The 14,135-nt window shown below is 66.4% G+C and carries 9 protein-coding genes; 5 read left to right on the top strand and 4 right to left on the bottom strand.

What is annotated here, in order from left to right:
* Window positions 1-177: 177 nt before the first annotated feature.
* The gene (locus AB7849_RS08930) at window positions 178-1,986 is read left to right on the top strand and encodes a beta-1,3-glucanase family protein (protein ID WP_092704591.1); all 1,809 of its coding nucleotides are present in this window, start codon (window positions 178-180) and stop codon (window positions 1,984-1,986) included.
* A gap of 61 nt (window positions 1,987-2,047) precedes the next feature.
* Here the strand turns inward: AB7849_RS08930 and AB7849_RS08925 are convergent, their stop codons facing one another.
* From AB7849_RS08925 to AB7849_RS08915, 3 genes are all read right to left on the bottom strand, one after another.
* Entirely contained in the window at window positions 2,048-2,932 is an 885-nt protein-coding gene (locus tag AB7849_RS08925) for a PhzF family phenazine biosynthesis protein (RefSeq protein ID WP_008211510.1), read from the bottom strand.
* 52 nt (window positions 2,933-2,984) lie between these two features.
* A complete protein-coding gene (locus tag AB7849_RS08920; RefSeq protein WP_369500887.1) occupies window positions 2,985-4,421 on the bottom strand; it encodes an MATE family efflux transporter in 1,437 nt (478 codons plus the stop codon).
* A gap of 240 nt (window positions 4,422-4,661) precedes the next feature.
* The gene (locus AB7849_RS08915; RefSeq protein WP_008211507.1) at window positions 4,662-5,261 is read right to left on the bottom strand and encodes a DUF2239 family protein; all 600 of its coding nucleotides are present in this window, start codon (window positions 5,259-5,261) and stop codon (window positions 4,662-4,664) included.
* A gap of 139 nt (window positions 5,262-5,400) precedes the next feature.
* On the opposite strand from AB7849_RS08915, the gene AB7849_RS08910 reads away from it, so the two are divergent.
* The 4 genes from AB7849_RS08910 to AB7849_RS08895 all read left to right on the top strand — a co-directional run bounded on the left by AB7849_RS08910 (window position 5,401) and on the right by AB7849_RS08895 (window position 9,173).
* Window positions 5,401-6,291: a membrane protein gene (locus tag AB7849_RS08910; RefSeq protein WP_008211506.1), complete on the top strand. Its 891-nt coding sequence runs from the start codon at window positions 5,401-5,403 to the stop codon at window positions 6,289-6,291.
* A 119-nt stretch (window positions 6,292-6,410) separates the two neighbouring features.
* Window positions 6,411-7,994 (top strand): S10 family peptidase, encoded by a 1,584-nt coding sequence (locus tag AB7849_RS08905; RefSeq protein ID WP_008211505.1) that lies wholly within the window; start codon window positions 6,411-6,413, stop codon window positions 7,992-7,994.
* A 68-nt stretch (window positions 7,995-8,062) separates the two neighbouring features.
* Entirely contained in the window at window positions 8,063-8,434 is a 372-nt protein-coding gene (locus AB7849_RS08900) for a nuclear transport factor 2 family protein (RefSeq protein WP_008211504.1), read from the top strand.
* Window positions 8,435-8,483: 49 nt separating this feature from the next.
* Window positions 8,484-9,173: an HAD family hydrolase gene (locus tag AB7849_RS08895; RefSeq protein WP_037099828.1), complete on the top strand. Its 690-nt coding sequence runs from the start codon at window positions 8,484-8,486 to the stop codon at window positions 9,171-9,173.
* Between the two features lie 99 nt (window positions 9,174-9,272).
* Here AB7849_RS08895 and AB7849_RS08890 read toward each other — a convergent pair whose 3' ends face one another.
* Window positions 9,273-14,084 (bottom strand): DEAD/DEAH box helicase, encoded by a 4,812-nt coding sequence (locus AB7849_RS08890; protein ID WP_369500877.1) that lies wholly within the window; start codon window positions 14,082-14,084, stop codon window positions 9,273-9,275.
* Window positions 14,085-14,135 lie beyond the last annotated feature (51 nt).

Genomic DNA, 14,135 nt, shown 5'->3' with positions numbered 1-14,135 from the left:
ATTTTCCGTTGGCGCAACCCTGACTTGCCCGGTCCGGCTTGCGATCACACCACGACAAGCGGTTTCGGCAAGGAAGCGTCATGGCGACTGTCCCCACATGGCTGCACGGAGCGTGGCCACTCAATCGTCGATATCCATCATTGCTTGTGATTTCGCCCGAAGTGGAGGAGACAACCCATGCATAAGAAGATTGGATCGACGAAATGGCCGATGCTCGCAGTGAGCTCGTTGGGTGCCGCGATCTGCGCCACGCTATCCACGACCGCGCTGACGCTCATGCCGATCCAGGCCGTGCACGCACAAACGACCTGTGCGGCCGCCTGGAATGCTTCATCGGTGTACACCGCCGGCAACACCGCCAGCGAGAACGGTGTGAATTACGTGGCCAACTGGTGGACGCAGGGTAACGACCCGGCCACGAATAACGGCGGCGCTGGCAGCGGCCAGCCGTGGACGGTCACTGGCACCTGCGGCGGTTCGCCGGCACCCAGTCCGACGCCCGCCCCAGCACCCGCGCCAACTCCCGCGCCCGCGCCTGCGCCAACGCCCGCACCCACGGCAACCTATGGCGCCACCGCTCAGGCGGGTGGCCTCTTGCAGTTCTACGCCAATGGCGGTGCCTGGGCCGACGTGCATTACAGCCTCGCGGGCGGAAGCCAGCTCAATGTGCGCATGAACAACAGCGGCACCAGCAACAGCTACCAGATTTCCGGCCTCAGCAGCGGCGAGGTGGTGAGCTACTGGTTCACCATCGGCCAGAGCGATGGCTCGGCGGTGAATACGCCGACACAGACACTGAGTTACGCCGCACCGGCACCCGCGCCGACGCCGACTCCTTCGCCCACGCCTTCACCCTCGCCGAGCCCGGTGTTTCCGTCGGTGGGCACCACGTTCAACCTGATCAACGGCACCCACGGCGCCTATCAGGACAACCAGGTTTACTGGACCATGGTCGGCCAGGATCCGGCTCATCCGGGCACCTTCGTGCACGTCAACTGCGCCGGGGCCCTCATCCCGATGCAGCCCGGCGATGATGGTGCATTGACCAAGGACGGCCAGAACTACGTCAACTATTCGATTCCGCTCTCGCAGTGCAAATCGTTCACGGTGCCGCAGATCCTGTCGGCGCGGATCTACCTGAGCGTGGGCAGCCCGATGTACATCCAGGCGGTGGGCAGTCCGGTCTATGGTTACACCGGTCCGAACATCGACAACCCGAGCGATCCCAACATCGACGTGACCTACGATTTCGTGGAGGTGAACATCAACGCCACGAATTTCTACGGCAACACCACGCGCGTCGACCAGTTCGGTTTCCCGGTGCGGCTGCGGCTGCAGGACCCGAGCGGTTACGACCACACCGTCGGCGAAACGGAAACGCGTGCCGCGCTGTTCCAGGAATTCGTGGCGCAAGTGCCGCAACCGTTCCAGGCGCTGGCCCAGGTGCAGGCGCCGTACCGCATCGTGGCGCCCACGCATGGCGGCTTCGGCAGCGGCGGTGCCAACGCGCATTATCTGGACAGCTATATCCAGTCGGTGTGGAACCAGTATCGCAGCCAGTCGCTGGTGTTCACCGATGCGCAGGGCACCTTCACCGGGCATGTCGTCGGCAACCAGTTCGTGTTCACCGACGGCCAGGGCACGTACTACGTCAACAACATGCCGAGCACGCAGGAAGTGCTGCTGGGCAACGGCGTGTTCAACGATGCCAGCAATGCGGCGCCCGGGGTGGCGACGGCCAAGCAGCTGCAGATCCAGGCACAGCTGGATGCGGCGCTGAACCGCCATGTCGCCGGAAATTCGGCCGATTGGAATACCTCGGCGGACTTCTACAACAGCGGCCCGACCAACTACTACTCCGCGTTCTGGCACACGCACAGCATCAATCAGCTCACCTACGGTTTTCCGTATGACGACGTCAGCGGTTTCAGCTCATCGCTGATCGGTACCAATCCCACGGTGGCGACCATCACGGTGGGTTGGTAAACAGCGGTCGGAAGGCCCCGTTCGACGGGGCCTTCCGACGGCCATGTGCCTGAAGTTTGTTTCAGGGGTGCCGAAAGCTGCCTTCGATCACGCTGACGCAATCGCCGCCGATCCAGATGCGACCATCATCGTCGTGGCTGATCGCCACGCGGCCGTCGCGTTCCAGCACGGTGCCCTGGCGCACGCTGTAGGTGGCGGAGGGACGCTTTCCCTGGGCCTCCAGCAAGCACGCCAGCGCCGCGTTGGCGCTGCCGGTGACGGGGTCTTCGCCCAGGCCGAAATCGCCGCCGCTCATCAGGCAGCGCATTTCGAAATGTGTCGGACCCTCCGCGCCATGCGGCGCGTAGATCGCCACGCCGTGGGTGCCAGCGGCATGCGTGACTGCGGCGAGCGCGGCGGCGTCAGCCTGCACGGCAAGACAGTCGGCGGCCGAGTGCATGCGCACCACCAGCCACGGTGCGCCGTTGTCGACGGCACAGGGCGGTGCACCAAAATCGATCGCCGTGCTGCCTAGCGCATGGGTCAGCGCCGCATGGTGCTCCGTCGGCAGTGGCGTGATCCGCGCCGTTGGTGCGGCGAAGGCCCAGTGGCCGTCATCGCGCTCGCTCAGTTCCACCAGGCCGACACCGCATTGCTGCACCATGCGGCCCGGCTGGCGCGGCTGATAGCCGCTGTCGCGCAAGGCGTACGCGCTGCCCAGGGTGGGATGACCGGCAAACGGCAGTTCACCGCCGGTGGTGAAGATGCGCACGCGGTAATCGGCGTCCGGATGATCCGGCTGCAGCAGGAACACGGTTTCGGAGAGGTTGGTCCAGCGCGCGATGGCCTGCATCTGCGCGGTGTCGAAATCGTCGGCATCGAACACCACCGCCAGCGGATTGCCCTTGAACGGCACCGAGGTGAAGGCGTCGATTTGCCGGAAGCGGACGGTACGAGCCGTGTTCATGGGTGAGGAAACTCCACAGTGGAATGCAGGGAACGTGAGTCGGAGGGGTGGCTCAGCTTTCACTTGGCGCTGCTGCGCCGACCGGCGCGCTGGCCATGCCGGTGCGCGGCGGATGCGCCAGCAGTCGCGCCTTGCGCCAGCCGCCCCAGCGGTAATACACGGCGGCCAGCAACAACATGGTCAGCGAACCCAGCGGGAAGCTCCACCACACCGCATTGGCGCCGAAGTGGCCGTGCAGCAGCCACGCGAACGGTACGCGCACGCACCACAGCGCGATGGCCAGGATCACCAGCGGCGGCATCACCGCGCCGGTGGAACGGATCACGCCGAACAGCACGAAGCCCAGCCCGAAGAACAGGTACGACCACACCACGATCGCGTTGATGTGCTGCGCGATGGTGATCGCCTCGCCGTCGCGCGGCAGGAACAACGCCAGCGCGCCGTGGTTGAACAGGTAGATGATCGCCACCAGCGTGCCGACGAGCAGCAGGCTGTAGCCCAGGCCGATGGCCGCGATCCGGCCGACCCGGTCCCAACGCTGCGCGCCCACGTTCTGCGCCGCCATCGACGATACCGCCGAGCCGATCGCCAGCGCCGGCATCTGCACGTAAGTCCACAACTGCAGTGCGGCGCCGTAGGCGGCGGTGGTCTGCGAGCCGTAGGCGTTGACCAGGCTGATCATCACCAGCGCCGAGGTCGAGATCACCACCATCTGCATGCCCATCGGCAGGCCCTTGAGCACCAGCGCGCGCAGGATGGCGAAATCCGGTTTCAGGTAATGCAGCTCGCCGCGATGCAGGCAGAGGAAATGCTTGCGTCGGTACAACCATGCCAGCAGCGCCAGCAGTGCGACGGTCTGCGCGATCAGCGTGGCGGTGGCCGAACCGGCGATGCCGAGCTTCGGAAACGGCCCGATGCCGAAGATGAAAAGCGGGTTCAGGCCAATATCCAGTCCTACCGAAATCAGCATGAACAGGAATGGCGTGTGCGAGTCGCCGGCACCGCGCAGCGTCATCATCAGAAAGTTGTAGAGGTACATCGACGGCAGTGCGAGGAAGATGATGCGCAGATACGCCACCGCCAGTGGCAGCGCGTCGGGCGGCGTGCGCATGGCGGCCAGAATCTCGGGCGCGAACGCGTAGCCCAGCGCGGCGACGATCGCCGACAACGCCACGAAAAAGCCCACGCTGGTGCCGACCACGCGCTTGGCCTGGTCGATGTCGCCCGCGCCCACCGCCTGCCCCACCATCAAGGTATTGGCCATGCTGATGCCGAACACCAGCCCCAGCAACAGGAACAGCAGCAGGTTGGCGTTGGCGCTGGCAGTGAGTGCCGACTCGCCCAGAAAGTGGCCGATCCACACCATGTTGATCGAGCCGTTGAGCGACTGCAGCACGTTCGCGCCCAGGATCGGCAGCGAGAACGTCAGCAGGGTGCGGGCGATCGGACCCTCGGTGAGCGAGGGGCGACGGGTGGCAGTGGGTGGCATGGTGGCTCTGGGCTGGGGATGGGATGGAGGGAGGCGATGGACGGTCGGAAGGATGGTCATGCGACGGCGAGCGTCGAGCGTAGCCCGAGAGCCCGCCCAAAGTCTTTGCAACGATGGATCGTTCCCCGGCCCTGCAGGAGCCCGCTCGCGGGCGATGCCTTTCAGGCTTTTCGGATGCCAGGGCAAAAGCCTCGCCCGTGGGAGGTATCTACAAACCGTTATCGAGAAGCGAGATGAACTTCAGCGCACGTCGGCCTGTTCATCCCAGGCGATGGTGGCCAGTCGCTGCAGGTGATCGCGGACATCCTGCGGCCACGTCTTGATGCAGCGCGCGAAGACACTGCGCTGGCCACGCCAGAACGCGCGCGAGGCTTCTTCATAGCCGGGCAGGTCGCCGGCCATCACGCGCATGAAGCGGTCAGCGGACTCGCCGGACAGGCGCGCGCGTTCCTTCGCGCCACTGCTGCGTTTTGCCTCTTCGACCAGCCGGCGCAACGTCGCCGAGGCACCGCCGGGCTGCTGGCCCAGCCAATCCCAATGGCGCGGCAGCAAGGTCACCTCGCGCGCGGTGACGCCAAGCTTCGGTCGTCCGGGGCCGCGTGCGGCGGTGGGCGTCGGTGCGGCGGTGGTGCGACGAAGTCGGGCCAGCATTTCCTTTGGGGTGCCGCGGAAATCGATTTCCACCGGCAGGCTGCTGGCATCGTCGAGCACCAGCAGCGGCCCTTGCGCGCCGGCATCCAGCGCCTGCCTGGCCGCCAGCGCCACCTCGTCCAGCGGGCCGGAGGCGAGCAGGCGGTGACCGTCGAAGGCGGTGCAGGTGGTGCTGTCGTGTGGCGACATGGCGCGCGTCCATGGGAAAGGTTGGCGCATTATGCCCGGGTAAAAACCATTGTCAATATCACCCGGGTCAAATTCCGGGGCGCGTCACGTGCGGCACGGCGATGTACGCTCGCCGACTGCCTTTTGCCGGAATCGATCCATGGTCTATGTGTGGCTGAGCGTGCTGTGCAGCGTGCTGGTGTCGGTGCTGCTGAAGCTGGCACGGCGTTTCGGCATCGATATCGGCCAGGCGGTGGCGTGGAATTACGCGGTGGCGAGCGTACTCACCACGCTGATGCTGCGGCCGTCGCTGGCGCCGCTGCAGCAGTCCGGCGTGCCGTGGCTGGCGCTGGTTGGCTTGGGCGTGTTGCTGCCAACGATTTTCCTGGCGTTGGGCGCTTCGGTGCGGCACGCCGGCATCGTGCGTTCGGATGCGGCGCAGCGGCTGTCGCTGCTGATTTCGCTGCTGGCTGCGTTCGTGCTGTTCGGCGAAAAGCTGGATGCGCTGAAGGCCGCCGGCTGCGTACTCGGCCTGCTGGCGATGGCCGGCATGGTATGGCGTGCGGAACGCGGTGCTGCGACGAACGTCCTGCTGGCAGACGGGATGCCGCGGTGGAGCTACCCATTGCTGGTCTTCGTCGGCTTCGGCGTGATCGACATCCTGCTCAAGCGCGTGGCGGCGGCCGGACTGGCGCTGGGCACGTCGCTGCAGGCGATGTTCGCGCTGGCGCTGCTGGTGGCGTTTGCCATCGAGATCACGCGTTGCCTGCGCGGACGGGCACGCTTCACCGCGCGCAGCCTGGCCGGCGGCGTGCTGCTGGGCTTGCTCAACTTCGGCAACATCCTGTTCTACCTGCATGCGCATCGCGCTCTGCCGCATGACCCGGCGCTGGTGTTCGCCAGCATGAACCTGGGGGCGGTGGCGCTGGGCGCGCTGGTCGGCCTGTGGCTGTTCCGCGAACGGTTGAGCCGCTTGAATCTTGCCGCGCTGGGATTGGCATTGCTGGCGGTGGCACTGCTCACGCATGGCTGGGAAGTGGCCGCGCATTGACCGCAGCGATGTCAGGAGCGTGGGCGTGACTTCTGGGGGGTGAAGCGACAGGTGGGCGACGCCTAAGCTCGACCGGTTCCCTGCGCTCCGCGCGCCCCACCGTCGAGGAATCCCCACCGATGCGCAAACTGCCCCTGGCCACCGCCCTGGCCGCCCTGCTGCTCAGCACCACCGCCCTGGCCGGCGGCGACAAGCACCACGACAAAACCCCGGCCGCCGATTCGCCACAGGCGATGCTGGTGCCGCAGTCGTCGACAACCAGTGGTTCGGTCTCGGTGGAAGGCAAGCGCATCGATTATCAGGCGGTGGCCGGCACGCTGGTGCTGCACGGCAAGGGCGACAAGGAAAACGAGCCCACGGTCAGCATGTTCTACACCGCCTATTTCAAGAAGGGCGTGGCAGCGGGCAAGCGACCGATCACCTTCATCTACAACGGTGGTCCCGGTTCGGCGACGGTGTGGCTGCACATGGGTGCGTTCGGACCGCGTCGCGTGGTGACCGCGGATGACAGCCACACGCCGGCCGCGCCGTACCAGTTGATCAACAACGACTACAGCCTGCTCGATGCCTCCGACCTGGTGTTCATCGACGCGCCCGGCGCCGGCTTCAGCCGCCTGATCGCCAACGACAAGGACCCGGCCAAGCGCGCCAAGCAGATGAAGGATCGCAAGAAGGCGATCTACGGCGTGGATGGCGACGGCCATGCCTTCGCCCAGTTCATCACCCAGTTCCTGTCCAAGTACGGCCGCTGGAACTCGCCCAAGTACCTGTTCGGCGAAAGCTACGGCACCACGCGTTCGGCGGTGGTGGCGAACGATCTGGAGAACGAGGACAGCGTCGACTTGAACGGCGTGATCCTGCTGTCGCAGATCCTCAACTTCGACCTCAGCATCGACGGCCCCAGTCACAATCCCGGTATCGACCTGCCCTACGAGCTGGCGTTGCCCACCTTTGCCGCCACCGCGTATTACCACCACAAGTTGCCCTCGCCGCCGGCCGACCTGCAGAGCTTCCTCAAGGAAGTGGAGCAGTACGCCACCGGCGAGTACGCCAGCGCGCTGATGGCCGGCGCGACGCTCGATCCCGCGCGCAAGCAGGCGGTGGCCGAAAAACTGCACCAGTACATCGGCCTGCCGGTGGCCTACCTGTTGAAGGCCAACCTGCGCGTCAGTGGCGGCATGTTCGAGCACGAATTGCTGGCCGCCAGTGACGACAGCACCGGCCGCCTCGACACGCGTTTCTCCGGTCCGTCGATCGACGCGATGGGCAAGAGCTCCGAATACGACCCGCAGTCCTCGGCGATCAGCTCGGCCTACGTGGCGGCGTTCAACAATTACGTGCGCAAGGACCTGAAGTTCGGCCAGAACCAGACCTATCGCCTGTACGCCGACATCGACCACTGGGACATGAAGCACCATGGCCACGACGGCTCGCTCAACGTGATGGGCGATCTGGCAATGGCGATGAAGACCAACCCGGACCTGAAGGTGATGCTCAACGGCGGCTATTACGACCTGGCCACGCCGTTCTACACCGCGCAATACGAAATGGACCACCTGCCGATTCCGGAGGCGCTGCAGAAGAACATTTCCTACCATTGGTATCCGTCCGGCCACATGGTCTACGCGCACGTGCCGTCGCTGAAGAAGCTGCATGACAACGTGGCGAGCTTCATCGACAGCACCGACAACGTGTCGCGCTGAGCTCACTGGAACTCGCGGCGGGGGCATGCTGGAATGGTGTCCCCGCCACTCACCAGGAGCCGGCCCGCATGCGCGAGCTGATCGACCGTTACATTGCCGCCTACAACCGCATGGACGTGGATGCCATGCTGGCGACGGTGCACCGCGAAGTGGTATTCGAAAACTACACCGGCGGCCGACCCTCGGTGCGCACGCTGGGCATCGAGGAATTGCGCCGGCTGGCGGAAAATTCGCGCCACCTGTTCTCGGCACGCCATCAGACCATCACCGGCTATCACCAGGAAGCCGGCGTCGCCTACGTGCAGATCTTCTTCGAAGGCACCTTCGCGGTGGACTTGCCCAATGGCGTGCGCGCCGGCCAGTCCATCGCCATGCCCGGCCGCAGCGAGTTCCGTGAGCTCGACGGCTTGCTGATCCACATCGCCGACCACAGCGACTGACATATTCGACACACTGCGCGTCGCACCTCCTGCATCAACATGGATGGCCATGACCCCGTTTCCCTTTGACGCCGTCCTGTTCGATTGCGACGGCGTGCTGGTCGATTCCGAACCGATCGTCAACCGCGTGCTGGCCGAAATGCTGGGCGAGCTTGGCTGGGCGATCAGCGTGGCCGAAACCACGCGAATCTTCGTCGGAAAAATGGTGCGGGACGAGGCTGCACTGATCGAGCAGCGCACCGGCGTGCGGCTCAGGCAGGCGTGGCTGGAACAGTTCCGGGCGCGCCGAAACCGTGCACTGGAACGTGAGCTGGCCGAGATCGCCGGGGCGCCCATGGCCGTGCGCGCGCTGCAGCGGATGCTGGATGGACGCATCGCCGTCGCGTCGGGCGCAGACCTGGCCAAGGTGAAGATGCAGCTGGCCAAGATCGGCATCCTCGACTGTTTTGGCGGGCATGTGTTCAGTGGCCAGGATCTTCCGCGCAGCAAGCCGCATCCGGATGTCTATCTCGCCGCGGCCGCCGCGCTGGGCGCAGACCCCACGCGTTGCGCCGTGATCGAAGACACCGTGATCGGCACCATGGCGGGCGTCGCCGCCGGCGCCACGGTGTTCGGCTACAGCCCCAATCCCGTGGGCCACGCCGGCAGTGCCGAGCTGCGGCGCGCCGGCACGGTCCACGTGTTCCGCGACATGGCCGAATTGCCAAGTCTGCTGGCCGGGTGGACCGGCGTTAACTGATGGGGCCGACAAAAGGCCGGAGATCCCGTTCGCCCTGAGCGTAGCGAAGCGAAGTCGAAGGGTGATTGCGCTGCTGTTGTTTGCGGGCCCCTTCGATAATCAGTTGCGCGCGACCGGGTCCGACCGACGCAACAGCGCCTGGCGCCAGCGTTGCTGCTGCGTGGCGTCGCCATCGACCAGCCATTGCGGCTTGTTCGCCACCAGCGCCGCCACCGCGACGCCGTCCTCGTACAGCACGCGCGTGCCGGGCACGGCGGGCAGCTTGTCGCCGGCGAGCACGGTACCGACCAGGTTCAACGGATCGCTGCCGCAGACGCAGGCCAGCGTGCCGCCGTGCTCGCGCTGGCGGATGTCGCGCAGTAGCGGGATCGCCTCGGGCAGCGCGAACTGTTCGCCGACCAGGCCTTCCACGAAGCGCCCGCCGCGGATTTCGCCGCGCGCCTCCAATCGGCGGTACACACGCAGCAGTTCGCGCCACGTCGGCAACCACGGCGCCTCGCGTTCCAGCAGCTTCCAGAACATCACGCCATGGCGGGCGAGCAGGCTGCGTGCGATGTGTTCCAGGTTTTCATCTCCCTCTCCCCTTCGGGGAGACGACTGCATGGATGCAGGAGGTAGAGCAATGCATGGAGCGATTGCCGAGGGTTGGGGTGAGGGGCCAATCTTGCCCCGATCTTCATCAACACTCGCTGTTGGCAAAGCTTCCGCGAGCACCCGCCCCGCATCCGACCCCTTCGGGGTCGCCTTTTCCTCAATGGGGCGAAGGGGACGGCGCACCAGCGCCCAACGCCCGGCATCCTCGATGCCGCCAAATTGATGCCTGCGCACCCGTCGATGGCGTGGCGCCTCGCGTTTCGCCGCCGGCAGCAACAACGCACGCAGGCCGGCGAAACTGTCCGCGGTGATACGGCCGGCGGCGACCAGCTCGCCCAGCGCATCTTCCAGCTCGGTACGCAGCAGGCGCGTGGCTTGCAGCAATTCGTCGAAGAACAGGGCGCCGTGGTCGCGCAGCGCGTCGGCGACGGCTTGCGCGCGCGAGGAAAGCAGGCTTTCCTGAGGCGTATCGCTTGCAGAAATGGACGTCCAGATGGCCATGCTTCGCCGCGACAGCAACACGATCGGCGTGGCGCGCACCGGTCCGCTGCCGCCACTGCCGGCGCGCAGGCGGGTCCAGCCAATCCGACCGGCTCGGCACAGGTTGTCCAGCCAGCTGCTGGCGTAGTCGGCGATGCGCGCGGGCAGCAACTCGGATTCCCAGGCGCCGGCGGCCGCTTCATAGCCTTCCAGTTGCGCCAGCACGGCATCGAGTGCGTCCGGTCCGCGCAGGCGCGTGGCTGGTGTGAGGTGCTGCCAGTCGAGCAGGAAACGCATGAAGTCGCGCCGGTTCACCGGCTCGATCTCGCGGCGCAAGCGGCCCAGCGTGTAACGGTGGATGCGCGCCAGCAAATGGCGCTCGCACCACTCGATGTCGATCGCGGCGGGCGTGAAACGGCCCTGTATCACGTAGCCTTCCGACTGCAGGTGCAGCAGGGCGGTTTCGATATCGTTCGCGGTGACCTGCAGTGACTGCGCCAGCGTCGCCACGGTGACCGGCCCGAGCCCGACCAGCCGGCCGCGCACCAGCTCGCGCAAGGCCTCGTCGCGGGTCCACGCCTGGGCGGCGTACTCGGCCGGCGCGGCGATGGCTGGTTGCAGCGTGGCGTCGGCATGAACGGCTTGCCACAGCGGCAGCTTTTCCGCGCAGACCCACATGCCGCCATTCCTTCCACCCATTGGGGGGAAGGTGCCCGGCAGGGCGGATGAGGGGCGGGTGCTCGCGTAAACGCCGCTAGTTGCGTGCTCCGATAAAGACTGCGGCAAGAGTGTCCCCTCACCCCAACCCTCTCCCCGAAGGGGAGAGGGAGAAAGGCGAGTCGCACGATGATCGTGGGCAAGCGCATGCAGCTTGTCGTTCCAGCCGTCGTTTGCCATGGCTTCGGCAGCAGTGACGAAGCCGAGCACGTTCAGTGCCTCGTGCATCTCGTCGGCACTGCGCACTTCGGGCCAGGCCTCGGCACGCACGGCGTCGATGGCGTCGGGGTCGAGCCGGCCGAGGTCGTCGGCGTTCTCGATATCGCTGCCGCGTGTGCGCACGATGCGGGTGCGACGTTCTTCCAGCGGCGCATCGTCGAGGAAGGCGTAAGGCGCGGCGTTGAGCACCTCGGCGGCGAACGGGCTGGGCGCGGCAAGGTCGCGCGCGACCACCGTGATCGAACCGTCTTCCAGGCCATGCAGCAAGTGCAACAGGCCGTCCATGTCCATCGCTTCGCGCAGGCAATCGTGCAGGGTCTGCGCCACCAGCGGGTGGTCGGGGATCTGCCGCTCGCCGACGATGTTTTCCAGGCAGGCGACCTGGTCGGGAAAGACCGCGGCGAGCAGGTCCTCGCTCTTCATGCGCTGCAGCTGCGGCGGCACCTTTTTGCCGCCGGTGAAACGCGGCAGCGCCAGGGCGGTGACGGCATTCCAGCGCCAGCGCGCGGGAAACAGCGGTGCATCGAGAAGCGCCTGCACCAGCACGTGCTCGGCGCTGTTCGAGTGCAGGTAGCGCGCCACTTCCTCCAGCGGAAAGCTGTGGCTGGTGGACAGCGACAGCACGATGGCGTCTTCGGTGGCGGCGGCCTGCAGTTCGAAGTTGAACTGGCGGCAGAAGCGCTTGCGCAACGCCAACCCCCACGCGCGATTGATGCGGCTGCCCCATGGCGTGTGGATGACCAACTGGGTGCCGCCGGATTCGTCGAAGAAGCGTTCGAACACCAGCGTCGACTGGGTGGGCAACAGGCCGAGCGCGGCTTTCGCGCGGGCGAGGTAATCGATCAGCTGTTGTGCGGCAGATTCGCCTAGGCCGAGCTCGTCGCGCAGCCATGCAGAAGCGCACCCTGTGCGCGAATGCCCTGATATGGATTCCGGCGAAAGGCTATCGCGCACAGGGTGCGCTCCTACCGGTTCGGCATCCAGCCGTGCACCGATTTCCTCGCGCAGGCGCGACACGCCGAACGACAACTCGTCGCTGCGACCGGGTGCCTCGCCCAGCCAGAACGGGATGCTTGGCGGCAATCCGTGCGCGTCTTCCACGCGCAGGCGGCCCGGTTCCACGCGCTGGATGCGGTAGCTGGTGTTGCCGAGCTGGAAGATGTCGCCGGCCAGGCTTTCGACGGCGAAATCCTCGTGCACGGTGCCGACCACGGTAGCCTGCGGTTCCAGCACCACGAGGTAGTCGGCAGTATCGGGAATCGCGCCGCCGGAGGTGATGGCGGTGAGTCGCGCGCCGCGCCGCGCACGCAAGCGGTGATGCACGGCATCACGGTGCAGGTAGGCGGCGCGCGGGCCGCGGCGGGTGGTGAAGCCGTCGGCCAGCATGCGTACCACTGCGTCGAAATCCGCGCGCGACAATGCGCGATACGGATGCGCCTGGCGCACCAGGTCGAACAGTGCATCCTCGCCCCACTCGCGGCAGGCCACTTCGGCGACGATCTGCTGCGCCAGCACGTCCAGCGGCTGCGGCGGCTGCACCAGCGTGTCCAGCTCGCCGCGACGCACGCAGTCGAGCAGGGCCGCGCATTCGACCAGATCATCGCGGGTGGTGGGAAACAATCGCGCCTTCGGCGTGCCGGTGACGGCGTGGCCGGAGCGCCCAGCGCGCTGCAGGAACGCGGCGATGGAACGTGGCGAGGCAAGCTGACAGACCAGGTCGATGTCGCCGATGTCGATGCCCAATTCCAGCGAGGCGGTGGCGACCAGCACTTTCAGCTCGCCCTGTTTCAGGCGCTGCTCGGCATCCAGCCGCTGCTCCTTGGCCAGGCTGCCGTGATGCGCGGCGACCACGTCCTTGCCCAGTCGCTCGGACAGATGCCGCGCCGCGCGTTCGGCCAGCCGCCGCGTGTTGACGAACACCAGCGTGGTGCGATGCGCCTGCACCAGCTGCGCCAGCCGGTCGTAGATCAGTTCCCAGCCATCGTTCGACATCACCGCTTCCAGCGGGACGGGAGGCACTTCGATGGCGAGGTCACGCGGACGGCTGTGGCCCGTATTTATGATGGTGACGCTGCGCTTCGCGTTCGCTTCCTCTCCCCTTTGGGGAGAGGATTGAGGTGAGGGGCGAGTGCTCGCAGGGTCCCTTCCAAAAGCACGCTCTGGTGTAGGTCTTGGCGAGAGTGACCCCTCACCCCAACCCTCTCCCCAAAGGGGAGAGGGAGCTGGCGCGCCGACCAGAAATTGCGCCACTTCCTCGATCGGCTTCTGCGTCGCCGACAAACCCACGCGCCGCAGCCGCCTTCCGCACAGCGCTTCCAATCGCGCCAGGGTCAGTGCCAGATGCGCGCCACGCTTGCTGCCGGCAATGGCATGGATCTCGTCGACGATCACCGTGCGCGTGCTGCCCAGCATCTCGCGGCCCGAGGCCGAGCCGAGCAGGATGTACAGCGATTCCGGGGTGGTCACCAGAATGTGCGGCGGCGTCTTGCGCATCCACGCGCGCTCGGCCTGCGGCGTGTCGCCGGTGCGCACGGCGGTGCGGATCGCCACGTCGGGCAGGCCGAGCTTTTCCAGCTCGGCGCGGATCCCTTCCAGCGGCGCTTCCAGGTTGACGTGGATATCGTTCGACAGTGCCTTCAGCGGCGACACGTAGACCACCCGCGTTTCGTCGGGCAATACGCCGCCTTGCGCCAAACCTTCGCAGACCAGTTCGTCGATGGCGGCGAGGAAGGCGGTCAGCGTCTTGCCCGAGCCGGTGGGCGCGGCGACCAGCGTGTGCTGTCCCGCGCGGATTGCCGGCCACGCCTGCGCCTGCGCCGCGGTGGGCGCAGGGAAGGTGCCGTCGAACCAATGGGCGACGGCGGGATGGAATGCGTCCTGCGGGCGAGTATCCGGTCGCATGCTGAAGAGGCGCCGATGCGCGACGGGGAAGAAGATTTGCCGATACTACAT

It is taken from the genome of Rhodanobacter sp. FW021-MT20, from assembly GCF_041107475.1.
Lineage (GTDB): Bacteria > Pseudomonadota > Gammaproteobacteria > Xanthomonadales > Rhodanobacteraceae > Rhodanobacter_A > Rhodanobacter_A glycinis.
The sequence above is the reverse complement of the archived record's forward strand: the minus strand, read 5'-3'. Positions and strand labels throughout refer to the sequence as shown.

Excerpts from the sequence above, each read along its gene's own strand:
- AB7849_RS08930 (WP_092704591.1), top strand. The coding sequence starts at position 178 with ATGCATAAGAAGATTGGATCGACGAAATGGCCGATGCTCGCAGTGAGC.
- AB7849_RS08925 (WP_008211510.1), bottom strand. The coding sequence starts at position 2,932 with ATGAACACGGCTCGTACCGTCCGCTTCCGGCAAATCGACGCCTTCACC.
- AB7849_RS08920 (WP_369500887.1), bottom strand. The coding sequence starts at position 4,421 with ATGCCACCCACTGCCACCCGTCGCCCCTCGCTCACCGAGGGTCCGATC.
- AB7849_RS08915 (WP_008211507.1), bottom strand. The coding sequence starts at position 5,261 with ATGTCGCCACACGACAGCACCACCTGCACCGCCTTCGACGGTCACCGC.
- AB7849_RS08910 (WP_008211506.1), top strand. The coding sequence starts at position 5,401 with ATGGTCTATGTGTGGCTGAGCGTGCTGTGCAGCGTGCTGGTGTCGGTG.
- AB7849_RS08905 (WP_008211505.1), top strand. The coding sequence starts at position 6,411 with ATGCGCAAACTGCCCCTGGCCACCGCCCTGGCCGCCCTGCTGCTCAGC.
- AB7849_RS08900 (WP_008211504.1), top strand. The coding sequence starts at position 8,063 with ATGCGCGAGCTGATCGACCGTTACATTGCCGCCTACAACCGCATGGAC.
- AB7849_RS08895 (WP_037099828.1), top strand. The coding sequence starts at position 8,484 with ATGACCCCGTTTCCCTTTGACGCCGTCCTGTTCGATTGCGACGGCGTG.
- AB7849_RS08890 (WP_369500877.1), bottom strand. The coding sequence starts at position 14,084 with ATGCGACCGGATACTCGCCCGCAGGACGCATTCCATCCCGCCGTCGCC.